This is a genomic window from Termitidicoccus mucosus (assembly GCF_038725785.1).
GTDB lineage: Bacteria > Verrucomicrobiota > Verrucomicrobiia > Opitutales > Opitutaceae > Termitidicoccus > Termitidicoccus mucosus.
Window position 1 is genome coordinate 1,336,303 of record NZ_CP109796.1, and the last position, 26,913, is coordinate 1,363,215.

At 59.8% G+C, this 26,913-nt stretch carries 13 protein-coding genes and 1 pseudogene; 7 read left to right on the forward strand and 7 right to left on the reverse strand.

Features of this window, described 5'->3' with window-relative positions:
- Positions 1 to 180 precede the first annotated feature (180 nt).
- From OH491_RS04440 to OH491_RS04450, 3 genes and pseudogenes are all read left to right on the forward strand, one after another.
- Positions 181 to 2,310: a GH92 family glycosyl hydrolase gene (locus tag OH491_RS04440; RefSeq protein ID WP_334319095.1), complete on the forward strand. Its 2,130-nt coding sequence runs from the start codon at positions 181 to 183 to the stop codon at positions 2,308 to 2,310.
- A 1-nt stretch (position 2,311) separates the two neighbouring features.
- Positions 2,312 to 2,665: pseudogene (locus tag OH491_RS04445) on the forward strand (putative Ig domain-containing protein); the annotation flags it as partial.
- A gap of 280 nt (positions 2,666 to 2,945) precedes the next feature.
- Complete coding sequence (locus OH491_RS04450) at positions 2,946 to 3,581, forward strand: hypothetical protein (RefSeq protein ID WP_334319094.1); 636 nt, start codon at positions 2,946 to 2,948, stop codon at positions 3,579 to 3,581.
- Positions 3,582 to 3,780: 199 nt separating this feature from the next.
- Here the strand turns inward: OH491_RS04450 and OH491_RS04455 are convergent, their stop codons facing one another.
- Positions 3,781 to 4,323 (reverse strand): hypothetical protein, encoded by a 543-nt coding sequence (locus OH491_RS04455; RefSeq protein ID WP_068769147.1) that lies wholly within the window; start codon positions 4,321 to 4,323, stop codon positions 3,781 to 3,783.
- A 1,060-nt stretch (positions 4,324 to 5,383) separates the two neighbouring features.
- On the opposite strand from OH491_RS04455, the gene OH491_RS04460 reads away from it, so the two are divergent.
- Entirely contained in the window at positions 5,384 to 6,928 is a 1,545-nt protein-coding gene (locus OH491_RS04460) for an alpha-galactosidase (protein WP_068769146.1), read from the forward strand.
- Between the two features lie 25 nt (positions 6,929 to 6,953).
- Here the strand turns inward: OH491_RS04460 and OH491_RS04465 are convergent, their stop codons facing one another.
- The 4 genes from OH491_RS04465 to OH491_RS04480 all read right to left on the reverse strand — a co-directional run bounded on the left by OH491_RS04465 (position 6,954) and on the right by OH491_RS04480 (position 13,358).
- A complete protein-coding gene (locus OH491_RS04465; RefSeq protein ID WP_068769145.1) occupies positions 6,954 to 8,036 on the reverse strand; it encodes a uroporphyrinogen decarboxylase family protein in 1,083 nt (360 codons plus the stop codon).
- Positions 8,037 to 8,104: 68 nt separating this feature from the next.
- The gene (locus OH491_RS04470; RefSeq protein ID WP_334319092.1) at positions 8,105 to 9,196 is read right to left on the reverse strand and encodes a class I mannose-6-phosphate isomerase; all 1,092 of its coding nucleotides are present in this window, start codon (positions 9,194 to 9,196) and stop codon (positions 8,105 to 8,107) included.
- 90 nt (positions 9,197 to 9,286) lie between these two features.
- Positions 9,287 to 11,947 carry a TonB-dependent siderophore receptor gene (locus OH491_RS04475; protein WP_068769143.1) on the reverse strand — a complete coding sequence of 887 codons (2,661 nt, stop codon included), beginning with the start codon at positions 11,945 to 11,947 and terminating at the stop codon, positions 9,287 to 9,289.
- 385 nt (positions 11,948 to 12,332) lie between these two features.
- A complete protein-coding gene (locus OH491_RS04480) occupies positions 12,333 to 13,358 on the reverse strand; it encodes a LacI family DNA-binding transcriptional regulator (RefSeq protein ID WP_068769142.1) in 1,026 nt (341 codons plus the stop codon).
- A 508-nt stretch (positions 13,359 to 13,866) separates the two neighbouring features.
- Here OH491_RS04480 and OH491_RS04485 point away from each other — a divergent pair.
- The 3 genes from OH491_RS04485 (at position 13,867) to OH491_RS04495 (ending at position 23,184) form a co-directional block, all read left to right on the forward strand.
- Complete coding sequence (locus OH491_RS04485) at positions 13,867 to 18,330, forward strand: immunoglobulin domain-containing protein (protein WP_068769141.1); 4,464 nt, start codon at positions 13,867 to 13,869, stop codon at positions 18,328 to 18,330.
- Positions 18,327 to 20,399: a heparinase II/III domain-containing protein gene (locus OH491_RS04490; protein ID WP_068769140.1), complete on the forward strand. Its 2,073-nt coding sequence runs from the start codon at positions 18,327 to 18,329 to the stop codon at positions 20,397 to 20,399. Before OH491_RS04485 ends, OH491_RS04490 begins: the two co-directional genes overlap by 4 nt.
- A 340-nt stretch (positions 20,400 to 20,739) precedes the next feature.
- A complete protein-coding gene (locus OH491_RS04495) occupies positions 20,740 to 23,184 on the forward strand; it encodes an MGH1-like glycoside hydrolase domain-containing protein (protein ID WP_342750874.1) in 2,445 nt (814 codons plus the stop codon).
- Between the two features lie 388 nt (positions 23,185 to 23,572).
- On the opposite strand, the gene OH491_RS04500 is transcribed toward OH491_RS04495, so the two are convergent.
- On the reverse strand, positions 23,573 to 25,864 hold the full coding sequence (locus OH491_RS04500; protein WP_084441889.1) for a pyruvate formate lyase family protein: 2,292 nt from the start codon (positions 25,862 to 25,864) through the stop codon (positions 23,573 to 23,575).
- Positions 25,865 to 25,912: 48 nt separating this feature from the next.
- The gene (locus OH491_RS04505) at positions 25,913 to 26,839 is read right to left on the reverse strand and encodes a glycyl-radical enzyme activating protein (RefSeq protein ID WP_068769138.1); all 927 of its coding nucleotides are present in this window, start codon (positions 26,837 to 26,839) and stop codon (positions 25,913 to 25,915) included.
- Between the last annotated feature and the right edge of the window lie 74 nt (positions 26,840 to 26,913).

A 26,913-nucleotide genomic window follows, 5' to 3' on the forward strand; every position in this document is an offset into this window, starting at 1 on the left:
AACGATGATGTCGGGATGATGCGCCCGCACATCTCATCGCATCGGACGATTTACCAAAAACCGTATTACTGGGAAAATGGCCGCGGAAAATCTCAATCTTTATCCTTCGCCAACAAACCCCAAATGTCCTTTTCAACAAAACCTATCACGATGACGACGCCACGCTGTCCCCTCACAGCCTTGCTCCTCGCAGCTTGCGCCATCCTACCCCGCTCCGCCGACGCCAAACCGCTCACCAGTTACGTCGATCCCTTTCTCGGTACAACCGCGCCGTCCTCCGTCGCCGAAGTCGGCTTCAAGGCTCCATGGAAAGTCTGGGGTGGTCTCACCTTCCCCGGCTCGTCGCTGCCCAACGCCATGGTGCAACTCAGCCCCATCACCCGTTTCAAAAGCGGCGCCGGCTACGAATACGAAGACAACACCATCGTCGGCTTCGCGCACACCAACAAGGGCCACTGGAATCTGTGCAACCTCCCCGTCATGCCTGCCTCGGGCAGAGTCAACCCGAATAATTTCGAGTCGCCCTTCAGTCACAAAAACGAATCCGCCAGCCCCGGTTATTATCAAGTGCTCCTGAGCCGGAATAATATAAACGTCGAACTCACCACAACCCTGCGCTGTGGCTTCCACCGCTACACCTACAAGGACGGCCGCACCAAAAAACTCATCGTCAACCTCGCCATTTCCAACGAACAGGTGAAGGACTGGAAAATCGAGCAGGTTGCCGAAAATGCGTTCCAGGGTTTCCAACAAGCGCGCGACAAAATCTTTTTCTACGCAACCACCAGTCGCAAAATCGAAAAAATCGAAATGCACTCGGGACGTGAGCACAAACTCCCCGTCATTAATTTCGACGGCGACGACCAAACGCTCGAAATCAAAATCGGGCTCTCGTTCGTGAGCGCGGAAAATGCCCGCATAAATTTGGAAGCCGAGATTGCCGGAAAAAGTTTCGACGACATCCGCACCGCCGCCACGGAAACGTGGGAGGCGTTGCTCTCGAAAATCCGTGTGACCGGCGGCAGCGAACGCCAGCGCGGCATGTTTTATTCGTGCCTCTACCGCTCGTTCCTCTGGCCCGCGCTACGCAGCGACACGAACGGCGAATTCAAAAACCCCAAGGGCAAAACCGTCCGCGCCAACCACGCTTACTACACCGACCCGTCGCTCTGGGACGACTACCGCAACAAACTCGTGCTACTCGGAATGCTCGCGCCAAAAATCACCGAGGACGTGATCCAGTCGATGATCGAGCGCGGCAACGCCAGCGGTTTCATGCCGATCTTTTTCCACGGCGACCACGCCGCGCCCTTCATCGCCGGCGCCTACCTGCGCGGCCTGCGCGGCTACGACGTGAAACGCGCGTACGAACTTTTGCTGACCAACGCCACCCGCGAATCCAACCGCGGTCGTCCACACCTGAATGAATATATAAACAAAGGCTACATCTCCACGCCTCGCGTCGGTGATCCTGGCGTCGAAACCAAGGCCAAAGCCGGCGTCACCAAAACGCTCGAATACGCCTACGACGATTATTCCCTCGCCCTGCTCGCACGCGAAATGAACGACGACGCGACCTACCAAACCATGATGAAACGCTCCCGCAACTACGCCAATCTCTTCGACCCCGAAACCGGCCTGATGCGCGGACGCCTCGAAGATGGAAGCTGGGTGAGGCCGTTTGACGCGAAGCAACCCTATTACGAATACATGTATCGCGAAGCCAACGCGTGGCAGTCGTCCTTTTTCGCGCCGCACGACACGGAGGGGCTCATCGCGCTCTACCCCGACAAGACCGCTTTCGAACGCCAGCTCGACCGCCTCTTCACAACGCCGTGGAATCCGCGCCACATCGCCCGGAATGTAAATACATTCATCGGACAATATTGTCACGGCAACCAGCCCGACCACGGATTTCCATATTTATACTATTGGACGAACCGTCAGGAGAAATGCCAAATCCTGCTCAATATAATAATGGAACGTTTTTACGGCATGGGCGACGGACGCACGCTCTGCGGCATGGACGACGCCGGCGAAATGTCCTCGTGGTATGTGTTCAACGCCATCGGTCTCTATCCCTACTCGCCGGCTGATCCGGATTATATAATCACCGTGCCGCTCTTCGACGAAGTGCGCATGCAACTCGGCGGACAAACGGTGACGATCATCCGCAGCGCCGGTGATCCGAAAATTACCGAAATCATATACGATGGGGAAAAATTGCAAGGCTGGTTTATTACGCACGACAAGCTACTCCGCGGGAAAACCCTGCATATAAAAACCGCCCCGGTGGTCGTGAAAAAATAACATGCGCTCGCATTTCTTTCCGACGCTGGCTGCCGTGCTCGCCATAATCGTTTTCTCGCACGCGCTGACGTCGAACGCCGTCGCGAACACACCGCCGTCGCTGCCAACCGAACCCTACATCCTCACGCCCCCGCCGCCCGCCACGCCGCGCATCAACGGCCCCGGCGTCTTCGGCGTGCGCCCTGGCTCGCCCTTCCTCTACACAATCCCCGCCACGGGCGAACACCCGATGACCTTTTCCGCCAAAAACCTTCCCGCCGACCTGATACTCGACGGCAACACCGGGCGGATCACCGGCGAACTGGGCGTCAAAGGCGAACACATCGTGACTCTCGTCGCGAAAAACGCGCTCGGTGTGTCGGCGAAAAAATTCCGCATCGTCTGCGGTGACCGCATCGCACTGACACCGCCGATGGGCTGGAACAGTTGGAATTGTTTCGCGGGCGAAGTGAGCGCCGACCACGTAAAGCGCGCCGCCGCTGCCATGGTCAAAAGCGGACTCATCAACCACGGCTGGACCTACATCAACATCGACGACTATTGGCAAAATCATCGCTCCTCTGACGACCCGACGCTGCGCGGCCCCGCGCGCGACGCACAGAGGGAGCATCCAGCCCAACCTGCGATTTTCCGACATGAAAGGACTCGCCGACTACGTCCACGACCTTGGCCTCAAAATCGGAATCTATTCGTCTCCCGGCCCGTGGACCTGCGGCGATTGTTTCGGCAGTTGGGGGCACGAACGGCAGGACGCCGAGACCTACGCCAAATGGGGTTTTGATTATTTGAAATACGACCTGTGCCGTTACGACCGCGTGATCGAAGGCAAAATCCCGGCCCCTCCCGGAATACCGACCTACGCGAACTCCAACCGCCGCGATGTGGCCGTCTATCCCTTCGCGCTCATGGGAAAATTTTTGCGCGAACAAAAACGGGACATCATTTACAGCCTTTGCCAATACGGCATCGAAAACGTCTGGGAATGGGGCGACACCGTCAGCGGCAACAGTTGGCGCACCACGGGCGACATCATCGACACTTGGCAAAGCATAACCGACATCGGATTCGGACGCGATCATGCCGCTCCCTATTCCAACCCAGGCAACTGGAACGACCCCGACATGCTCATCGTGGCGAAGTCGGTAGGGGCAACCAGCACCCCACCCGCCTCACTCCCGACGAGCAATACACGCACATCAGCCTCTGGTGTCTGCACGCCGCGCCGCTGCTTATTGGCTGCGACATGGAAAAACTGGACGCCTTCACGCTGAGTCTGCTCACGAACGACGAAGTGCTCGCCCCGATAAGCGTAAAACATGGAGTTAAGAGGTGCTTATTTTCGCTCCTATTGTGTTTTTATAGAGGGAAACTGAGCAGTCAGCTTCACTGAGCGGTTAAACACTCCATGAGCTAAGCTTCAAAGGCAGTGCCCATGCCACTTCTGGCGTCCGTATATTAACCCGCCTTCCGCTATTCGCGAAGTCCGATGTTTTTTTGAGGGGTAGATCCACTCAAGCCGTTGATGTGTATAAGTTTACTTTCAAAAGTGCGTGTAGTGGCGACCAAGCGTCTATGCAGACGCAGCAGCATTGGGTAAACCGGGAGCGGGCGAAGGAACGCAGCCCGCTCCGGGTTTCCGTTGGTCTCCACTGCAATCCGCACCTCCACGGTGATGACCGCAAAGTGGCGGTCTCCGCCGGTGCCGTCCGCCTGAATCTCGACTTTGACGACGGTGAGGCCGGGCGTCTGCTCCAACCGGGCGAGCAAGGCGAGAATCTCCGGCCACTGCGCGAGTGGCGTATCTCTCCGCGTGATCGTGCCCGAGTGGGCCTGCCGCTGCCAGTGCCAGCCGGCGGGAAGCGAGCGCGGAAATTCCACGAGCTGTGTGGCCGTCCATTTGGGTTCGGCCACGGCCGCCGCTTTCTTGCGCCACTCTTCTCGTGCGGCATCCGTCGCGGTGCGCAGACTATCCCGCTCGGACTTGAGCGCTTCCCATTCCACATCGGCGGACATGTCCGGGGCTGGCAAAAGCCGGTGCCGTCAACGACACGCACCTTGCGGCCGTTGAGCAGCGCGGAGGGGCCTTCATTCCTGCGTTTCGATCCACGCGTTGATTACGCTGAAGTTCCTCTGCATCGTTTTCAACGGCAGTCTCAACCTGACCTAGCAATACGCGCTGGTGCTTTCGCCGGGCACGGCTCGGCCGCGTGACGCACACCATGCCTGCACGGTCGCGCGGCACGAGGCGCTGCACGTGAGCACCTGCGAAAGAAACGCCCAGAAGACCATCAGGGTGGAGCAGCACATGCTCCTGCTTTTTGGGGTGCCGGAAAGCAGGCTGGTCGGGAAAAAACAGCCAGCAGTTTACTCAAGCCGTCCAGATCCGTCGCACAGGCAGTGAACCTCGAAGTCCCGCGGCGCGGAATGCTGTTGCACAAATGATGCGAAAAGCTGTTTAAATATAACTGATTAATAATCATATTGTTATGAATATGCTACGAATGATTCATTACAATATTATAATCAATACATTGCATGATTTTTAACCGTTTCATGCCGCCTGTTTGAATACGACAATCGCCTTTATCTTAGCGCCATTCAGGCCTGCCTGCAAATTGCATCCTATTTTTTTCGTAAATAATTCAAGAGCTTGCCTGCTAATTCGTAATATAAACTACCACTCCCAACTGCACCTGTTTTATCGAAAAACTGCCGTGTAAAATCTGTTATTCCGGAATACGGGGCAAGCTTGTAAACAATCAAGTTTCGTGTTTCTCGAAGCACGAGCAGATGAGGAATATGTGGGACGTAGAAGGTGCTTCCTACGATATTATAAACTGAAATTCTCAGATTGCGGTTTAGCTGCATTGGATTTCATTGATTCCAGTGTGATAACTTCCTTGTCCTCGCCTTCCAGATTCCATCGTCAAGGCGAAGCGAGCAATACCCCCATTTTACCCGGACATGGTAATAAAAGCAGGCACTAGACACAAAGTCGCTGGTCGCCGGTTCTGTTCTCATGAGTGAGTGTTTTCCGGCTCGCCCCCTTTCCCCCTATTTGTAGTCAAACACTGTGAATCCGCCAAAAACATTCAACATCCCGCCCCACGCCATCGTCATGGAGTATCATTATGTGGACAAAAGCGACGAGCACGGGGAAATTGCCTGGGGCCGCAGCCTCCAGTTGCATCCGTCCGAAAAACGGCTGGAACTCCGGGCGAACCTCGTGGCGTTTGAGCAGCCCGGCACCGGGCGCGGTTTCGTCTGGGTCCGGCTTGCGCCGACGGCGCGCGTGCGGACATGGGACGCCGAGCCCGCGTTGACGCTGGTTTCGGGACCGGACGGATGGATGGCAACGCCCGGCGCCACGGCCGTTTCCTGTGAAGAGGTGACCCTTGCCTATGAGGGCGGGGCGAGTGGGCGGACGCGGGCGTTGCAGCGCTGGCAGCGCGGCCTGCAACCGTATAAACCGGGACGCGACGGCGTGCTGTTGAGCAACACTTGGGGCGATCGTTCGCGCGCGGACCGTATTTGCGAGATATTTATAATCACGGAAATCGACCGCGCGTCGGAACTGGGCGTGGAGGTGATACAACTGGACGACGGCTGGCAAAAGGGCCGCACCATCAACACCATTCAGGAGGGCGGAATCTGGAGCGGTTTCTGGGCGGCGGCGCCGGATTACTGGACGCCCGATCCGGAGCGGTTTCCACGCGGCTTGGAGCCGGTGATGGTGCACGCACGCAGGCGCGGGGTCGGCGTCGGCCTGTGGTATGCGCCCGACTCGTCCGACGATTTCGCCAACTGGGAAAAGGACGCGGCCATGCTGATCGACCTTTGGCAGCGGCACGGAGTCAGGCACTTCAAGCTGGACGGCGTGAAGCTGCTCTCGCCGTCATGCGAGCGGCGGTTCCGCGCGCTGCTGGACCGGCTGCGGGATGCGTCGGACGGCGACATCATCGCGGACCTCGACACCACCGCCGAGGCGCGGCTCGGTTTTTGGGGCCGGCCCGCCGGGGCCGCCATTTTTGTCGAAAATCGCTACACCGACTGGCGCAATTATTATCCCCACTCGACGCTCCGCGCCCTCTGGACGCTGGCCCAAACCATTCACCCGATGCGACTGCGGATGGAATTTCTGAACGCGGAGCGCAACGACGCGCTGTATGCCGGCGACCCGCTGCGCCCGGCCTTGTATCAGGCGGATTATTTGTTCGCCAGCGTGATGCTTGCCTCGCCGCTGGCGTGGTTCGAAAACACCGGCCTGTCTCCCTGTTTTATAACCACCCTGAAACCTCTCGTTGCACTTTGGAAACAGTGGCGCCCGGAGTTTTATGATAATGACGTGCTGCCCCTCGGCGCCCCTCCGGACGGGTATTCGTGGACCGGATTCGCGGTGATTAACGGCGGCGGATACGCGCTGCACCTGCTGATATTCCGCGAGGGCGCGACCAGCGACCGGCAGACCATTGACCTGCCCGCCGTCGCGGCGTCGCAATATAAATTGCTGGCCGGGCAGGGCGAGGCCCGGATCGAAAATGGACGACTCCACGTTCACTTGCCAAGCCCCCGGACGTTTTGCTGGCTCAGGGCAGATGCGCGACTCCCGGAAGAGTGACGGTCCGGCTTGGAGAAACACTCCCTCAGGCAGAGTCCCGGCAGGCCTGTCTGACGGCGAGAAGGTTTTCAGAGGGAGTTCCGTATGGAATAACCCCGGTCCCCATGATGAAGCCCGGGAAGCCTGTGCCGCGTGTCACTTCCGCGCGGGCATGCGCGTATATTTGTTCGGGCGACTCCGTTTGGAGCAGGCTCGGGGAAATATTCCTGCGCAGGGCACACCTGGCTTCGCGGCAAATGTCGAGCCACGCGGTGACATCGGCGGTGAAATCGCATAACAAGTTGTTTGCCCCGGTTTGCACCAGCGATCGGGCGATAGGCAGGGTGTCGCCGCCGATGACCAGCGGCACATCGCGCACGCCCTGCGCGGCCATCCATTGTATGAGCTTCTGGGTGACGGGCAGGACCAGCCGCTCATACATGGCGGGCGAAATCAGGGCGGGCGACGCCTGGGAGTCAAAAATCATCAGCCCGGCCCCGATATCAATATAAGCCTTGGCATATTCCTGCACCACGTGCCTTGCATAATCCAACACGCCATTCACCCATTCAGGGGATTCGAGACAGGCCATGAACAGCGCATCGGCGCCGACCAGCGAAACCGCCAGCGAAAACGGACCGGAGACCGCTCCGCGCAGCCAGAAATCAGCACCCAGGGCACGCCGCACATCACACGCGGCTTGTATATTAATCGGCATGCGCCCGTCCCGCAAGGGATGCGGCAACGGCGCCCCCGTCAGGTCATCCCCCTCCCTGAAAACATGATTGCCAATGCTTGGCACGGAAGTATCAGCTCCTTCATAATAGACGACGGAACAACCGACGGCCTCGGCCTCGATATTATACACATCAATGCCCACCGTCAGCGCATCCGGGGCGAGCGTTTCATATTCCGCAAGGAGCGCCCTGGCCATCAGCCTGCTGTCGCGCGCCACCGCTGACGGCGTGCATTGGACAAACCAAGCCTTGTGCTCGTAGATGGCCGGCAGAAAAAGCGGGGCGGCGCGCGACGGCTCACAACGCAAAACCGCCTCTATCTCGGATCGGTCCGCGGTCTTTGGCCTGGATTGTGCCGTGTCATCGCATTGGCTGTTTTTAGGCCGCATCATGGTTCATTTATTGGGAAAATAAAATCGGGGCGGGCATCATGTTGGCTGATTTTTTCCAAAGGGACATACTAAAAACTGGGAACGGGCGGCTGGCAGAGGAGGATTTCGGCGTGGGCGAGGGGATCGAGGCGCAGGGGACCGAGGGCGGCAGGAAGGACGATTTTTTCGTATGGGGAGAGCGTTGCCGAATATCCGGATGACAACGCGGTGGCGCGGCATGCGCCCGAGGTGACAATCGCCAGAGTGAAGCTGTCGGGGGCGAGGGTGACGGTGTCCGCCACGCGCAGTTTTTTCATCCTGAAGAACTCACTGTTTATCAAGTCGTCCTCGCGGGATTGCGCGGAGAGGGCGCGGCTCCGGGCGGGCGCGCATTTGAACGGATTTCCCGTGTCTGTCAGCGGACGCGGAGCCAGGTCGAAAATATCGAGGCAGAAATCCAGCCCGCGCTTCATGAAACGGGCGCTTTCCGGAAGAACATACCCCCCGCGTTCAAATTCAAAGCGGACGACCAGATCGCTGGGCTCCTGCATTTCCACCACGAACAGGCCGGAGCCAAGCGCGTGCGGCGTGCCGCCGGGAACGATGAATGTGTCGCCCGGACGCACACGCACGGGATCGAAACAGGCTTTCAGCGCGGGGATATCCTGTGCCTCGATCATGCGTCGCAATTCGCCGCGCGAGGGCGGGCGTTGGAAGCCCAGCCAAAGCACGCCCTCGTGCCCCGGGCGCACACCGAGGACATGATATGCCTCGGTTTTTCCCGATGGCGCGTCGAGAAAACGACGCGCAAATTCACGCGAGGGGTGGACTTGAAAATGCAGCCGGATGGCCGAGTCCAGAAACTTGACCAGAATATGCGGATTCGGTCCAAAGTGGTCGAGATGGGCTCGCCCCAAAAAATGCAGCGGATCAACGGCAATCAAGTCGCGCAGGAGGTGTTTTTTCCCGTCCAATTCGACGGCCGACAGCCCCTCGTCCGGAGAGGACGGGACGGGGTTGCTCGCGGCGGTGAGGGATGCGATCCAGTCCTCCGGGAAATGACCGTCGGCGGGGTTTTCATCCCCGGCGATTTCATCAAGCGTCCGCCCGCCCTGATAGGAACGCCAGACGCGATTGGGCGGAAGTTTGAAAAAACGTCCGCGACAGGTGGGCGGATTCAATTCTGGAAAAGTCAACATAGCCCGTTTCTTTATTCTTTCTCGTTCCTGACGAAGGAATGAAGAGGAATTGGAACGATGAATAATGCGGGATCAATATTTGATTTCGTAGGTAAAAACAAAATTCCGCTCCGCACCGGGGGCGTTTGCACCGTAGGTATAGATTTCATCAAACAGGTTGCGGACATTGAGCTGGATTTTGTGGCGCGTGCGGCCGGTTTTCCATGAGTAGCCGACGCCGGCCTCGAAGAGGCGATAGGTCGGGTTGTAGATGGTTTCGCGTCCGTCGGGCAGATAGATGACAAGGTCGTTCGCGGCGTCGGCGGCGTAGAGGACTTTGCCGGCGGGTTCGTTCGGGAAGGGAAGATCGCCATTGGGATAGGGATTGTTTACGAAAGGAAGCGTGTCGGTGACCTGCGTGCCACGGATACGGCGAGCGCTGCCGGAAACGCCGCGGGACCTGCCCTCGTAGCGAAACCCGGCGGTTATATAAAGACCCTTGAGCGGACCGGAACGGAAATTATATTTCACGCCGGTGGCGGCGCGGTGTTCGGGGGTGCGGAGCGTGGGGCCGCCGTTGAAGCCAGGGGTGCTGCCGGCGTTGTGAATCTCGGATTTGATATAGCCATACTGGCCGAATATCTGGAGTTGGTTGGGAATGATGGCCCAGTTGTAGTCAAACTCGACGCCCTTGGAGGTTTCGGAGCCGTTGATGACATCGTAGAGCACCTCGGCGTTGGAGGCTTCGTCGAAATAGCGGGCCTCGCGTTTTATGTTTTCGCGCTTGATGTCGAAATAGGCGAGGGTGAAGACAAGCTTTTCCCCAAAAAGACCGGCCTTGAAACCGATCTCCTTGCTGACTCCGTGTTCATTGGGAATGTCGAAGGTTTCGAGCCGCATCGTCCCGGTGTCCTCGTCGTATTTGGGGCGGCTGCCGGCAGTGAAATCCGGGGTAAAGGAACTGGCCATGTTCACGTAGGCGGTGAGGGAATTGACGATGCGGAAGTTGGCGCCAAACTGGTAGCTGACAGCATCATTGGCCCGTGCGCGGTCGGTGCCGCCGAGAAAATCGCGCGCGTGATTGTCAAGATAGTCGTAGCGGACGCCGCCGAAAAGCGTGGCGCGGTTTTCCCAGAGAGTGATGCGGTGGCTGAGGAACGCCCCGTAAATGTCGAGCGAGTTGTCCTCGTCGTAGGACTGGGCGTGATATAATTCGGGGTAGTCCTCGTAGCGGTAGAATTTGTTATAAGCATTGGAGCGGGGAATGCCGAGGGTGGTGTTATAATTGAGCACGGTGTCGGCTTCGCCGAGCATCCAGTGGCTGCCCACGCCGTTGAGTTCGAGGTAGGGCAGGGTCGCATTGCCGACGACGGCGGTGGGGAGCGCGGCGATGGCCTCGCGCGCGCCGGGATAAATGAGCGGGATGGCCCGCGTGGCGGCCGCGCCGGTGACAGTGTTGACGATGCGGACATTCTGGGTGTTGCCGTCATACCGCTTCTGCCACTCGGTCAGGCGCTGGAAATCGAGCGTAAAGAGCGTCACGTGGTTGAGCGCGCCGGTTTTCCAATTGGCGAGGAGGTCGGTCTGCCAGGCGGCGCTGCCCTGCCCGTTGGGCCAGTAAACGGCGGTGCCGGCGGCGATGGAGTCACTGGTCGGGTCATAGACATTGCGCCCTGAAAACTCGGAGCGGGTGCGCCCGCGCTCATACCAGTTGAAGCTGCTGCGGAGTGAAATGTTGCGGGTGAAACGGTGCTCGAAGGTGGCCGAGACGGTGTGGGTATAGCGACTCTGCTTGGAGTTGGGGCCGGCGGCGTTGAAGTTGAACAGGGCGGGGTTGTGGATCGCATTGGTGTCGCCGTAAATGAGCGCGGTGTTCGGCGTGTCCTGGTCGGGGAAAAGCCCGTCGCCGGGCTGGCGGCGCCAAAGATCGGGCTGGAGGGAGATGGCGTAGGGAATGTAGGCGGTGGCATCGTCGTAGCGCTTGAGGTATTCGTATTCCAGCGAGAGGCTGGTGTGGCGACCGAGTTTCCAGAGGAACTGCGGGGCGACGGTCCATTGCTCCATGCGTTTGTAGGGGATGTCGTAGTCGGTTTTATGGACGGCCATGTCCACCCGGTAGAGGAATCTTTTGGCTTTATCGAGCGGGCCGGTGGAGGAGGCCTGCGCGCGAAACAGGTTGTCGCTGCCGGTGGCGAACGAGAGGGACTGCTCCGGCTTGGCCTTCGGTTTTTTGGTTATTATATTCACCGTGCCTCCGGGCATCACGGTGCCGTAGATTGAGGCGGCGGCGCCCTTGATGACTTCCATGCGGTCAACATTGACCTTGTCAATCAGGCCGATGCGCCGGAAGCCGTTGCGCAGTTGCACGTTCGCATCGATGCCGCGCACGGAATAGCCGCTGTGCAGCGACTCGTAGCCGACGACGCCGCTGGTGTAGCTGGTCTGCTCGATGAACTCGAAGGCGGTGAAGTCGTCGAGAAACTCACTGGTGACGACATTGACGGAAAACGGCAGGTCGCGGAGCTTGATGGCGACGCGGGTGCCGCTGATGGTCTCCGCCGCGACATACTCGCTCATGGCGCTGGTAGTGACGGTGAACTCCTCCAGCGTCACGATCTCCGAGTCCTCCCCGGTTCCGCCGCCGGGAGAAGGGGCTCCCTGGGCTTGTCCGTTGACGCCAAGGTGAGTCAGGCAAAAGCACATGCAGGCAACTGCCATGCGGCGGGAGACGGAGTTTTGTATCAGTGTATTCATGGGTAATGTCGCAAAATTATTTTCGTGGGGATGCAGTGAAAATCATCAGGCGGGAAACCAGCGGGGCAGTTTTATTGGAGGCTTGAAATTGACTGGGGCAAAATTGATTCGTCCCGCGGCGTCGGAGCAACGCCCATTTCATTCACTCACGCGAACGCAATCAACGCGGCATCCTAATGCAACCAAATGCCAGGCAGATCCTCTGCAGTCATTCCCGTTTTCTGGCCTGTTTTCTTTTCCCGGGGTGGTTCGAGAACGATTTATTAATGAAGTGGCATCACCTTGAGCCGCACCTCCACCGTTCCGCCATACGCGCGCAGAAACACCTGTATATAATCCTGTTTGAGATGTATTACTACCAGGGTCCTGGAGACAGGCTGCATGGTCAAGGCCGGGGGTTTGGAGGCAAAAGCGTTTTGCCGTTCACCCAAACGCCATCGATCATGATTCGTTGCAGGGTTTCCGGGACGCCACGCTCGCCGCGGTGAATCATGGAGACAACCGTATCCACCGCGACCTCGCCAATATGCACGGAATTTTCGTAAACGCCGGACCATGGATCGTGCCTCGACGGGAAGAACGGGCACACCACGCCAACGTCCTCCGGGATTTTCAGCCCCGCGTCGCGGATGCGTTGTATAAAACGCCCGCCGCTGCTCGCGATCACCACCTCGGGGCGGTGCAGCTCATACCAGGACTTGAAATCATCCGTCGCGATGAGCGGCGGGATGAGTGGCGACCCGCCCGTGCGCAGATATTCCTCCGCCAGATAAGCCCCCAGATAATTGTGATCGACGACCTCATTGTGGTGCAGGGTGAACACAAAGCCGATTCGCTTGTAACCCATCCCCAGCAGACTGCGCATTGTCAGTTTCAACCCGCGAAACTGCGCCGATCCCACCGTGTGCAATTGCGGTTTTTTAAGGGAATAGCCGAAAGCCACCGCCGAGAATTTTTCCCAAGGGAAAGCCGTCAAATCCACATCCGTCCGGGGCTGCGGGGTCACCAGGATGCCACGAATATTGCGCGCCGCGAGGATGGCCCCCATGCGGGCAAGGGTCATGCCGGGGGGATTTGCAAGATCGAATATCTCTATATTATATCCATAACGCTTTGCGCGGTTCACCGCGCCCTCATGATACTCGTGGAAAATCGGACGCCAGTCCCATGCGCCCTCATTATTGACCAGCCAGGCGAGGGTGCCTTGGAACGGGCGCTCTTGCCGGTGCACACGGCGGGCGATCAGCGCCGAAAGCATGGGGTCGGGTTTGTAGCCGAGCTTTTCCGCTATCTTATGGATGCGACGGCGGGTCTTCTCCGGGATGCGCGGGTCGTCCTTGAGCGCCAGGCTCACCGTGGTTCGGTGGACTTTTGCGATTTTCGCGATGTCTGCTTGCGTGGGTAATTCCATTTGGGGGCAAACGATGAATTGTTACTTTTCTGCTCTTGCTCGCTTGAGTGAATGACCCGGCAATCCTCTTCCTTGTCAAGTGCAATGACCAGGGTTGCTTTTGCAGGGAGACTCGAAACGAGGACCGTCTGCCGGAATTTTTCCTTCTTATCCTTTCTCTTGGCAAACGGTTGCCTCTCCCGAAACCTCATTCCCCTACCCCGCGCTTCTGACGAAAGATAAAGAAGAAAGAAGGCCCCTTCTTTGCATTGCCTCTTCCACTTCAAATCCGACACCAGAGCCCATTCGCATGAGTGAACACAACAAACGTTGTCTGGACGCGCAAAAACCGGAAATTGGCCGTAAATCACATTACCCAGTACCCGCATCAGGCCCAATCTCAGAAGAAACCCAAGTGCCCGAAATCCCCGCTATTTTTTCGCGCCGCTATCCTCCTTCCCGCCTATCACTGCGTTCGCCAAAACCTCATACCCATAACCCGACAATCACACCACCTCCCCTTGAAATTATGAAATCATATTCCTGCCTTCGAAATTACGCCCTCGCCGGACTACTCGGTGTCCTGTTCCTGGGATTCCCGTCTTTGCACGCCACCGTCATCATGGACGACGACCTCTCGTCCTCCCTGCCCGGCACCACCAACTCCAATGCGCGCAAGACGCTCGACGTGCCGCGCAGCGCCGAGTGGTATGGCTCGACCGCTTCGTCCAGTCTCACCGAAACCACGGGGGCCTTTGCCATGAGCACCACTGGCAACGGCCACTTTATCATCGGCAATTTCACCAACGAAGGCGTGTTCGCCACGGTGCCTGTCGGTGACACGCTGACCATCAGTTTCAAGTTCTCCCTGACTCCGGCGAGCGGCGCCAGTGTGTTGCCGTCCGCCGACGGGGTCGTGCGCATCGGCATATTCAATTCGGCGGGAGGCCGTGCCGCCGCGGATCAAATCGGAGTGTCAAACGCGATTTTCAGGGGATACAATGGATACCTGATGCTGATCAACCCCAATGCCAGCACGAAAAACGCCAATGTCCGGCGGCGCGACGTCGGCAACGACACCGACAGGCAGGCGCTCCTGAACAGCCTGAACGCCTATACAAAACTGATAACCAACGCTGCCAACAACGGTCAGACGGAGCCTCTGACGCCCGATGAAATCTATACAGGCATTTTCAAACTCACCCGACAGGCCGAGAGCAGCCTGTTGTTCGAATTTTCCATCAAAGATGCCGGCGGCGTGGAGAAATGTTATCATACTTACACGGATACCTCGGCAAACAGTGTCACCGCGTTCGATACCTTTGCCATCGGCAAAACGAACGGCACCATCGGCGCGGTCACCGTCCACGGACTGAAGGTGGAAACCGATTCCGCGCGCCCTGTGATTGTCGGTCCGCTGGGCGACCGCTCGGTGACGGTCGGCGACTCCGTCATCCTGTCTGTCACCGCGGCCAGCGAGTCGCAGACGCATTACCAATGGTTCAAGGACGGCACCCCCATCACCGGCGCACCGGACTCGGCGGTGCTGCGCCTGCCCGGCGCACAGGAGGCGGACGGCGGCGTGTATTCCGTGACCGTGAGCAACGCCTCGGGGCAAACCGACAGCGCGGCGGGCACGCTCACCGTCAGCCCCGCGCCCGCCCAAACATGGACCTCGGACTGGGCGACGCCCGACAGCGCGGGCCGTTTCAGCTACCAGAGCGACGCGGAAGGCAACCGCATTCCCGATTTCAGCCACGCCGGCTACATGGGCGGCGGCGTGGAACCCCCGCTCGTCGGCTCCGGCAGCGGCCAGGTGCCGGTGAAAAAAAACGTGTCTGCCTCCGCCGGTGACAACCTCGCGCAAATCCAGGCCGCGATTGACGAGGTCGGCGCAATGACGCCCGACGAAAACGGCTACCGCGGCGCGGTGCTGCTTGCGAAGGGTCTCTACGAAGTCAGCGACACGATTCGCATCCCCTACTCCGGCGTGGTGCTGGCCGGCGAGGGCGGCGCCTCGGAAGACGCGACGGCCAACACCGTCATCCGCCGCACCGGCACCGGCACGGCCCCAGTGGTCAAAATCGGCGGGCAAAAGGGTGTGAGCGCCGACCCGTATTTTACCGACCAATATGTAGCCGAAATTCCTGATACGCGCAGCAACATCACTTCCGACGTGGTGTATGTCGGGGAAACCAGCTTCCAGGTGGAAAATCCGTCGCTTTACCACGAAGGCGACGCGATTATTATCCGGCACCCCTCCACGCAGGCATGGATTGACGCGGTTGACCAAGGCGGCGCGACGGGCGCGGAGGCGGGTTTCCTGCCGTGGCAGGCGGGCAATTTCGACCTGCGCTACCACCGTTATATTACCAACGTGGATGAGGCGACGAAGACGCTGACCGTGGACGCGCCGGTGTTTAACACGTTGAAAAAGTCGCTTTCGCAAAGCCACGTGTTTCGCTACGACGCGACCGGCATCACCACGCGCTCGGCGGTGGACAATCTTTTTATAGATATCGTGACGGAAGGGCCGAGCACGGAGAACCACGCCATGAACGCGGTCGAATTGGTGGAGACGGAAAACTGCTGGGTGCGCGACACGACCGCGCGGCACTTCGTGTGCGCCGGGATTTACGTCGGCGGCAACAGCACGCGCGCGACGGTGCTGCGCTGCCGGGCCATCGAGCCGCACTCCGCCATCAACGGCTCGCGCCGCTACAATTTCTACGCGAGCGGTGCGCAGTTGGTGCTGTTTCAGGAGTGCTACGCGCGCAACGGCCGACACTCGTTTATCACCGACGGGGCGGGCGCGACGACCTCGGGCATCGTGTTCCTGAACAGCGTGGCCGACTACAGTCTGCACACCGTCGAGGGGCATCGCCACTGGGCGCAAGCGTTGCTTTACGACAACGTGGAAATCCGTCACCCCGCCTACACCGGCCTCCCGAAAACCATCGCGCTGCACAACCGGAAAAACCAAGGCACGGTGCAGAGCCACGGCTGGTCGGCGGCGAACTCGGTGATCTGGCGCAGCAACTCCGGCGGCGCCCCCGACGCGGTTCCCACCTGGGCCATCATCGCGGAAAAACCGCCGACAGCGCAGAACTACGCCATCGGCTGCTTCGGCAACACCACCGACAACAGCACCGGCGGCATTATTGAAGGCACCAACCAAACCGGCCTGAATCCGACCTCGCTCTACAAGGCGCAACTCGAGGAGCGCACCACGCCGCCACCGACCACCACGACCATCACGGGCATCGCACCCGGCATGTTCTTGCCCGGCGAAAGCCTGACGATTCAGGGCAAAGATTTTCCCGGCCCGGACACCGCGACGACGCTGGGCGCGATTACCAAGGTAAGCGTCGGCGGCGTCGAGGTGCCTTCGACCGACTGGCGGCGCGACTCCGACACGATCATCGTGATCACCAGGGTGCCCGCGGGCATCCCCGAGACCGGCAAGGCGGCTATCACGGTCGAGCTGGACAAAATGTCCGACGACGACCCGCCGCAGCCGGTGCATCTCACGCTCGTCATCGAGTCCACCAAGTCGTATTTGCTCACGCCGACCCTCGGACAAATCGCGCCCGCGCACATGACCGCCGGCGGCGACCTCGAGTTCAACGCCTCGCTCTCCAGCGCGTCCATCACCGGCGCGATGTTCGGCTGGGAATACTTCGATGGCGCGGAATGGAAGAGTGTCGCCACGCTCGGCCCGGCCGGCTACGCCACGGCAAACAACGGCGCAGTGCTCACGCTGAAAAAAATTGCGCAAACCCTGAACAACGCGCGGCTCCGCTACACCGCGACCATCGGCAACAACCCGCCGCTGTACAGCAACGAGGTGCTGCTCACGATTGACCCGCCGCACTCGCTCGGCGCATCCGCGCTGGCCGTTGACCACAAGGGCGTCATTTATGCCGCCAACCGCGTCAGAAACACCGTCGAATATATAGACCTCGACGGTGCCATGCACATTCTCGCCGGCGATCCGCTCGACCCGTCCGGCTGGGTTGACGCCGTCGGCCGCGCCGCCCGCTTCAACGCCCCGCGCGGCCTCGCGCTGGGCAGCGGCACCCTCTTCGTGGCCGACACCGGCAACAACGTCATCCGCGCCGTGGACCTTGCCAGCGGCGCGGTCGCCACCCTCGCCGGCGCCCCCGTTGCCGTCACCGGCACCGACGCCTCCGCCCTTTTCGCCGACGGCCCCGCCGCCTCCGCGCGCTTCAACAAACCCGCCGGCCTCGCGCTCGACTCCGCCGGGCTGCTCTACATCGCCGACTCCGGCAACCACGCCATCCGCGTGCTCGCCGGCGGCACGGTCACGACCATCGCCGGAGAGTTGGGCGTGTCCGGCACCGACGCCGCGCATTTCAACACGCCGCGCGGCCTCGCGCTCAGCGAGGACGAAAGCACGCTCTTCGTGGCCGACTCCGTCAACTCGGCCATTCGCGCCGTCACCCCCGCGCCCGCGCCCGGCGGGGGCTTTGTCGTGACCACTGTCGCCGGCAACCCTCCTCGCAGCGGCTACGCTGACGGCGCGGGCGGAGCCGCGCTCTTTCGCCTTCCCTCCGGCGTGACTGTCGCCGACGGCGCGCTCTACGTGGCCGACACGGAAAACTCGCTCATCCGCGTCATCGTCGGCGGCACCGTCGCGACCCTCTCCGGCACCGCGGGCGCGCCCGGCTTCCGCGACGGCGTTTTGGCCGGCGCGCAATTCAACAAACCGGAAGCCGTCGCCGCGGATGCGCGCCGCGACCTGCTGTTTATCGCCGACACGGGCAACCTGGCGATCCGGGTTCTCGACATCGAGACGGGCGAGACCGTGACACCGGCGATGGCACGCGCCATCGAGCCCTATGACGTGCCGGAATCGCTCGACAAAGGCAGCGGCAATTTCAGCGGCGGCGGCGCGCCCGGCGCGTCTTTTCTCCTGCTTTTGCTGATGGCGGGCTGCGTCCGTTTTCTCCTTTCTCGAAAAGAACAATGAAAAACGCCGGCGCACTATTCCTGTTCACAATAATATTCCTGCTCGCACCCGGCGGGACGCGGGGCGATGAGGCCGCCTCCAGCCGCGCGCAATTGTTCAAGGGCGAATTTTCCGTCCGCCCCGAAATGCGCGGAGTGCACCCGCGCCTTTTTGCGGACGGGCAGGACCTCGCGCGCGCCACCGCGTTTTATAAAGCCAACCCGGCGTTGTTAAAGAAATACGGTCCCAACCCGGGCGACCTCATCCAGCCGCCGAAAGACCCGCCCGCCAAGGTGGACGGCGCGGTGTTCCTCTCGCTGGCCCGCGTCGCCTGTGCGTGGCGCGTCGGCGGCGCCGGTGAGCATATGAATTTGCTGATGTCATGGCGTGAAACGCTGGAAAAATGCGCACCCGTGGCTTTCACGGGCAAGCTTGGCAAAACCAACGAGGATCTCCGCGCCGGGCACGCGCTGACGGGACAGGCGGTGATGTATGATGTGCTGAAAGGCTCCGTGCCGCACGAACTGGAAAGCGCCTTGCGCAAGGCGCTCGCCAAGCAGGCCGCGCAAACCTACCACGATCTGGCTACGTCGGAAACCTATCCCTACGCGCAAAATCATTTTTCCATTCCCGTCGGCGGACTGCTGGCGGCGGCGTGCGTCCTGGCGGATGAAAACCCGGATGCCGTCCGCTGGGGGGTGTTTGCGAGAAACGCATTGCGCCGCGCCCTCGACGCGCAGCCCGATGACGGCTGGTTTTTCGAGGGCGCGAGCTACTGGAACTTCACCTCGCAGTTCACCGTCAGCGCCGCCTTCGCGCTCGACCGCGCCACCGGGGAAAACTGGTTCGACCGGCCGCCGTTGCACGACGCCGGTTTGTATCTGGCGCACATCCACACGCCGGGAGCACGCCATGTGTTTGACTTTGCCGATTGCGGCCCGCGCGGAGACGCGAACAGCAAGACCGGACAAAAAGGCTATGACGCGCCGTGGCATTCGCTCCCCGCCGACACCAATTTTGCCTCGCCGCTCCTGCTTGCGCTCCGGCAGGACAACGTGTTTCTGCGCGCCTGGCTGCGCGAGGCCGCGCCAACGCTCGGCTTGTGGCGGATCGACGCGATACTCCGCCTGCTGCTCGCGCCGGAATTTCCCGAAAAACCAGTGCCTCTGGCTGTGCGCAACGGGCCGCCGCCGTGGCACCATTTCCCGGACATCGGCGTCGTCCACTGGCGCCAGCGCTGGGGCGATCCCGACGCGGTGGCGCTGGCGTTCAAGTCCGGCCCGCCCGCCGGCCACCGCTATGCCGTTACCCAGCCGACACGCCCGGAATGGCGCTCCTCGCTCGGCCACGCGCATCCCGATGCGGGCTCATTTATATTATTTGCCAAAGGCGTTTTTCTTGCAAACGACACTGGCTACACGGGCATCAAGGAAACCGCCGACCATAATTCCATTTTGGTTGACGGCACCGGCCAGCACAAAGGCGGCACCACATGGGCTACATTCACCGGGAAACCGCAGGGCGAATATGGAAAGATCCGCATGGAAAATGTCCGCCTCGACCCGGATTTCGCGGCGGCGACGGCGGTGTTCGACGCCGCTTATGACGACGCGCTGCAACTAAAGAAAATGCGCCGCGACCTGCTGCTGGTAAAAGGGCGTTTTCTTGTGATTCTTGACCGGATGCAATCGGAGAAAAAGCACTCCTATCAATGGCGTTTGCACACGGACACACAAACGGCGTCCTTGGGCAACGGGCGATTTGTCATGGAAAATGGACCGGCAAGACTCGTCCTGCAAAATTTGAACACGGGGCTGACGGCCAAAACCGCACCGACGATTGTGGAAGTATCGCTTACGCCCAAAAAAACACCCCAACGATTTCAAAGAGGATTCCATCTTGAACTCGCTTCCTCCCCGGATGAAAAGATGGAATTTCTCAATGCATTTTGCATCCAGTCGACGGATGAAAACCCCGGCGCGTTCCAGGCAGTTCGCATTGATGACAAGACGCTGGAGCTTCGCGACGGCGGCAATATTTGCAGAGTCACAATCGGGGATGACGGACAGCTAAGCCACTCACTGCAATAAACGGAGTGCCATGTTCACCCCCAAGGATCACGACCTCTCTCTTTCCGACTGGGGGCCGTATTCAAAATGCTACGCGGGAGCCTCGCATATCGCGGACAAAAAGCGGGGGCTGCGTTTCGACCTGAGCGTGTTCCCCGCCCTTTATCGCCGGCGCGTGGATGTGCCGAATGTGACGTGGGAATCCGACTGGCATCCCTGGGAGTGCGCCCCGGATTTTACTTATTTCAGCACCCGGCATGAACTGGTCTGGAAAGACCAAGTTTACATGGATGCCGCCTGGTTCAGGCCCGCCCCGGAGGACCAGCCGGACGGGGATGGATTATTTGTGCGATGCGAATTTGTGAATAACACCGCGAGGCCGGTTTCCGCGGCATTGCATTCGATGGCGTCAATGAATTTCCCGACGCTTTCCAATTATTCCGACGAATCCTTGCATCGCATCCATGTCGAGTGGGAAAATTCCAAGGAAGCAAAGACCGGCGGTGCCGTGGTAAAGCATCCTTTGGATTATGAATCGCTGGACTTTGCAAGGCAAACTCCGGCGAACCATCTGATGCCGGACGGTTTCTACCGCGGCGAAGTGAGAGGGAACGGATTCATGGATGGCAGCGGTTTGGGTGGTTTTGCCCGCAATGCCGGGGCCTCGGCCTGTTACGTGTTCACTCTGAATGCTGCGATGCGGGATGCGCGATTTATCATACGCCTCCGGGGAAGCGGATGTTTTTGTCTCAAAAAAAACGGGATAAATAATCATGAGAAAAAAATCGGAGTGCTGAAATCCGGACATGGCAGGTTTGAAAACATCGAATGCTGGTTGGGATTACTTCAGGCCGGAAGACATGTGTTCACGTTGGAATCGCTGGGCGGCGAAGGGGATGAGGAAATCGCATTTCTCGCGCTTGCGCCCGCCGCGGCTGGGGATGTCAGAGTGCGGGAAGCAGGCTGGAGTCACCAGCCGTCATGCGTGCCGTATGATGACGCCAAGGCGGGGCAGATATTAAAATATCCCGATGTGAGCCAACACTATGGAATCGCATGGGATGCAAAACAGTTTGAGACACGCCGGATACTCAACAAGGAGCTGGATTGTTTTCTTCGCCATAACGTGCATGACCATGTCCACGAAACACTCCAAGGGGACACTGCCGGTCATTTCAGTAATATATTCATCCGCCCCCTAGTGCTTGCGCCGAGGAGTAGAATCGTCCTCCGGGGTCTGGCATGGAAAGGCGCACCCGCTCAAATCAAAAGAACATTTGCCACCTTTTTCGAAGGCGCTCCGGAGAAGCGAGCCGAGCGATTTGAGTTCGCCCATGCGAGGGCGAGGCGGTCTGTGTTCTCATTCAGGCCGAATCCCGGCGGGAAGCATTTTGCATTCAGCCAGGATCGCATGGCTGCAACCACGTTAAGCAACGCGGTTTTCCCGGTTTATACGCAGCGCCAATATGTGCGCCACCGCCCGCCGGGCCGCTGGTGGAACAGTCTCTATACCTGGGATTCCGGATTCATAGGACTGGGCCTGCTTGAAATCGATCCGAGGCAGGCGGAAGAAAACCTCGCCCAATATCTCACCAGCCCCGGCAATCCGCACGCGGCCTTCATCCAGCATGGAAGCATGGTCCCGATGCAGATACATCTCGCCCATGAACTGTGGAACCGCCTCGGGGCGGAAAGCCCGGAGGGGGAAAAATCCATAAGAATGCATTACGACTCATTACGGCGTTATTATCGCTTTTTGAGCGGAGACGGGGATGGATCGACGTTGCGTTCGTTGAAATCCGGCCTTTTGCGCCCTTGGGATTATTTTTATAATTCCGGGGGATGGGATGATTACCCGCCCCAGAGATACGTGCATGAAAAAAAGCAGGAGGCATCCGTCTCCCCCGTCATCACCACGGCGCTAGCCATCCGCTGCGCGCGGACGCTCGGTTTCGCCGCGGGGGCACTGGGGCTTAAGGATGATGTTTCAGGCTATGAAAATGACATAAGATTTTTCTCCAGCGCCTTGGAGGAACATAGTTGGGACGAGTCCGCCGGCGTTTACTCCTATGTGCTTCACGACAGGAACGGCCGCCCTCTGCGCGCCCTTTATCACGAACCGGATGGGGCAAACTTCAACATGGGGCTGGACGGACTGTTCCCGCTGGTGGCTGGGATATGCAATGCCCGAAAGCAGAGGCGACTGGTGGCGCAATTATTTTCGCCCTCCCGTTTCTGGACGCCCGTCGGTCTTTCGGCCGTGGACCGCTCGGCCCCCTATTATAGAAACGACGGTTACTGGAACGGCAGCGTCTGGTTTCCGCACCAGTGGTTTTTCTGGAAAACAATGCTGGATCTGGGCCGCCCGGCACGCGCGTTTGCCATCGCCGGGCGCGCGTTGAAAACATGGGACACGGAAGTGCGGGAGTCCTATCATTGTTTCGAGCATTTCCTGATAGAAACAGGCCGCGGATGCGGCTGGCATCAATTTTCAGGGTTATCCACTCCGGTCATGATTTTTTATGCCGCCTGCCATTGTCCGGGGCGTCTGACGACGGGGTTCGACGCCTGGGTGGCAAGTGTCGGTTTCAACAAGAAAAACACGCGCATGAATGCGTCCATCAAATTTCGTCCATGCCCGATTTCAGGCAGGCGGTCGCTCCTCGTTTGCATGAAGTCCGGGCACAATTATCATGCGGAATGGAATGGGAAAAAAATAGCATTCGACGAGCTTATTCCCGGACTCCTTGCGATCTCCCTGCCGACGTCGGAGTGCGAGGGCACGCTGACAATCGACAGCGGCTAGTCTCATCACACTCCTCGTTTTTGCACCAAGCCGCCATGTAGGGGCTTCGCTTGCGAAGCCCGTCGCGGAGGGATGCCCGCGCCATTCCACCCTTCCTCCGCCAGGCGCAACCGCTGCGAAACCTATAGCATTTTAAGTAAAACTATGGCCTGCATTTATGGGTAGGGAGGGCTCTCCGAGGCCTCCGTCACCACGCTGCGAATACCTCTGGCCTTCGCAACATTTCATCATGTCCGGCGGAGGTCTCGGAGAGACCTCCCTACCATCTGAAAACGGCTATGACTTTTCTTGAAATGCTCCAAATGGCCCGCGCCATGCCGTTCGGCAACGGGCATGGCACGCCATCCCCACTTGGCCACCGTGTTTTCAAGGCGCACCATTTTTCGCCTCACAGTTTCCGTTTGGACAGGATGCGGTCCACCACAAGCTGGCGGAATTGAGGCGAGAGCATGGAAAAATACGACGTGAACCCGGTCACCCGCACCACGAGGTCCGGAAATTTTGAGGGATCCTTGTGCGCCTCAAGCACGCGCGCCTCGTCAACTAGGTTGATATTCAGCAGCGTGCAGCCTTGGTCGAACATCGTCTTGATGAGCGCGATGATCTTTTCAATCGCCTCCGGGCTCTCGCCGATGATCGGATCGAGCTCCAGCTGCACCGGCGCGGTGTTGCCGTAGCCCGGCTGCACGGCGGCAATCGCGTTGACCAGCGCGGTGACTGCGCCGTCCTTGCGGAACCCGGGCAGCGGATTCGCGCCATGATTGACGGGCTGGCCGGCGCGGCGTCCATTCGGCGTGGCCCCGACCGCCTTGCCGAATTCGATCGTGTTGGCCCAGGAAAAGAGTCCGGGGATGAAATTATACTCGGGGTAACGCCGGTTCTGGTCGCGCACGATGCCGCTCCACGCCCTGGAGATACGCACGGCCCAGCGTTCGGCACGGTTGTCCGTGGCCTGGCCGAAGCGCTCGCTGCCTTGCAACAGGAGCCGCACGCTTTCGCCCTCGATATCGGGGAAATTTTTTTCGAGCTGCCAGCGCACCTCGTCCCAAGTGAGGCGGTCCTCGTCCACCACGCGCTGTTCGAGCGCGGCAAACGAATCGGCCACGACGGCGATGCCCGCGCCGTCAATCGCGAGGTTGCAATACCTCGCGCCCCCCGCGGTCATGTCCAGGCCCGTTTCGACCGGACCGTGGCACAGGAGATTTGTCACCAGTTCCGGCTCGTTGTGCGCCTGATGGCACATGTGAAAATGATTCCCGTCGGCGGTTTTTTCGACGGCCACGCGCAGGTGACGCAGATAACTCTCCCACAACCGCTCCAAATCCGGCTCGGCGGTGCTGGCGAACATCTCCAGCCAGGCGATTTCAAAGACCTTGGCGAGGTTCACCTTCACCACGTCGTTGAGCGTGTATTCGAGGCCGGGGAGCGACATCCAGTTGCAACCGACGGCGATGCGTTGGCGCGCAAGCTCCTCTGAATAACCGGCGCGCATGAACCCGGCCACCAGCGCCTTGTCGCCGCTGAAGCGCGGCCAGCCTTTTTTGTAGTGGAACAACAACCGCACGCCGCGTCGGAGCAGTTCGGGGTCGAGGCCGTCGTGGACACGGATTGTGAGGTTGCATGGCCCGTCCATCAATTCGGCGGCGTCCAGAATGAGATGCGACACGCGGCTCGTCATGTCGCGTCCGTCCGGTCCCGGACCGCCGAGCTGGTAATACTGCGCATCGATCAGCAGCAGGCAGGCGATGGTGAAAGCGCCCTCTTTGTCGTCGATCAACCCGGCTGTGGCATCGCGCTCGTAGTAGGGGCGGAGCAGTTCGTCGAGCTGGCCGCCCGCGCCGCAGCGATTGTAGGTGCGCTTGGCCAGCACGAACCACGCGAGCCACTGGCAGGCCTCGCGCAGCGTGCGTGGCGCTCCGCCCGCCGCGATCCACTCGTTCACGGCTTTCATCACGCGCAGGTTTTCCCGGAGTTGCGGATGGGGCTCGGTGAGAAGTCGGCGGTCAATTTCCGCGACGGTGCGGCGAATCCAGCCCTGAATCGCCAGCACGGTGCGTTCCTCGCACTCATAGAAAAGCGCCTTGTCGCGTCCGTGCAGCGCGCGATGGCGGCGGAGTTTTTCCAGAATGCCGCCCCAGCCAAGCCGCAATCCCATCGCGAGGTCGCAGGCGTAGTGCGCATCCGCGCCAATGCCGTGCGTGATGTTGTATTTCTCGTGAAAAGATTTGAGATGCGAGTAGTCGAAATCGGGATTCCATACGTAGCCGACGGCGCCGGGAGTTTTGCGGGATTTCGGATTGGCAACACCGCCAGCGACGTCGGCGGCGGACGCGGGGGTTTTCATTTTCGAGAGATAAAAATAGGTCTGCCCTGCCAGCGCGTCGTGGGGATTCACATACACCGGCTGAGCCGAGAGCAGGCTTTCGAAATTCCGCGTCCAGCCGGTGAAGCCGTAGAAGGAGCCGTCGGCATGGTTGGGAGTGACTTGCCAGTGAAAATTCTCCGGGGCCACATGGCGTCCGTAATCGCCCTCGTCCATGCCTCCTTCTCGGTCGATTTTCTCCTGGGTGACGGCGAGCTTTTTTTCCATGAGCCGTCGCATGCGGTCGGCAAAGGAAAGCGTCGCGATATTTCCGGCGATGGTCGCGGTGGCATCGGTCGAGGCAGTTTGGTTTTTCATGACACGGGCGGAGTGGGAGTGGCCAAGGGGAGTGACGGGGCGGAGCGCTCAGGCGACGCGGACCTGGATGCCGTGTTTCGCGGCGGCGTCGCGGAACCGCAGCATGGAGGCCCCGGGAACCAGCGGCGCATCCTTGAGCGGATAAGGTTTGCCCATGCAGCGGTATTTGTCCGCACCGAGCGGATTGTAGGCGAGCAGTTCGTAGTAGTCCAACGCGGGCAGCGTGGCGGCAAATGCCGCGACAGCCCCGATCGCAGCGACCGTGTCGTTGAAGCCGGGGATAACCGGCGTGCGAACGATAAGCGGACGGCCAAGCGCGCCGAGACGGCGGGCGTTTTCCAGTATCCGTTTATTGGATATTCCTGTCCATTCACGGTGCGCGGCGGAGTCCATGTGCTTGATGTCGAACATCACCAGGTCCAGCAACGGCAGGAGCGGTTCGAGTTTTTCCCACGCCACGGACAGGTTGGTTTCGATGGCCGTGTGAATGCCGCGCGTTTTCAGCAACGCGAGGATTTCGCGCGCGAAGCCGGGCTGCGTCGTCACCTCGCCGCCTGAGAGTGTCACACCGCCACCGGAATTTTTGTAGAAACTCATGTCCTGCATCGCCTCGTCGATGATCTCCTGCGGCGAAACCTCGCGCCCTACCCTCACCAGAGCCTCCGCGTAACAATCGCCCCGGTAATGCCGCACCATGCCGGTGTCGTCGGTGAAACTCATGACGGCGCCAGACCCGGAGTCCGCATCAGAATTTGGGCTGCAATGTCCGCAGCCGATGCACTTGGAGCGGAAAAACTGGAGTTCGGGGCGCGGATTGATCGTCTCCGGGTTGTGGCACCACGAACAGCGCATGTTGCAGCCCTTGAAAAAGACCGTCGTGCGGATGCCCGGCCCGTCATGCAGCGAGAAGCGCTGGATGTCGGTAATGATTCCCGTGGCGACGGGCGCGGAGGCGGGCGTGGCGATTGCTCCCATATCCCGATCCTGCGGCATAGCGCGGGCGAAGAAACGCTCCTTGAACGCGCAGCAAAAATTGATTGAATGATGAT

What these genes read in the sequence shown, in the direction of transcription:
- OH491_RS04450 (WP_334319094.1), top strand. Translation starts at nt 2,946, where the DNA reads ATGAAAGGACTCGCCGACTACGTCCACGACCTTGGCCTCAAAATCGGA.
- OH491_RS04455 (WP_068769147.1), bottom strand. Translation starts at nt 4,323, where the DNA reads ATGTCCGCCGATGTGGAATGGGAAGCGCTCAAGTCCGAGCGGGATAGT.
- OH491_RS04465 (WP_068769145.1), bottom strand. Translation starts at nt 8,036, where the DNA reads ATGATGCGGCCTAAAAACAGCCAATGCGATGACACGGCACAATCCAGG.
- OH491_RS04475 (WP_068769143.1), bottom strand. Translation starts at nt 11,947, where the DNA reads ATGAATACACTGATACAAAACTCCGTCTCCCGCCGCATGGCAGTTGCC.
- OH491_RS04480 (WP_068769142.1), bottom strand. Translation starts at nt 13,358, where the DNA reads ATGGAATTACCCACGCAAGCAGACATCGCGAAAATCGCAAAAGTCCAC.
- OH491_RS04485 (WP_068769141.1), top strand. Translation starts at nt 13,867, where the DNA reads ATGAAATCATATTCCTGCCTTCGAAATTACGCCCTCGCCGGACTACTC.
- OH491_RS04490 (WP_068769140.1), top strand. Translation starts at nt 18,327, where the DNA reads ATGAAAAACGCCGGCGCACTATTCCTGTTCACAATAATATTCCTGCTC.
- OH491_RS04500 (WP_084441889.1), bottom strand. Translation starts at nt 25,864, where the DNA reads ATGAAAAACCAAACTGCCTCGACCGATGCCACCGCGACCATCGCCGGA.
- OH491_RS04505 (WP_068769138.1), bottom strand. Translation starts at nt 26,839, where the DNA reads ATGGGAGCAATCGCCACGCCCGCCTCCGCGCCCGTCGCCACGGGAATC.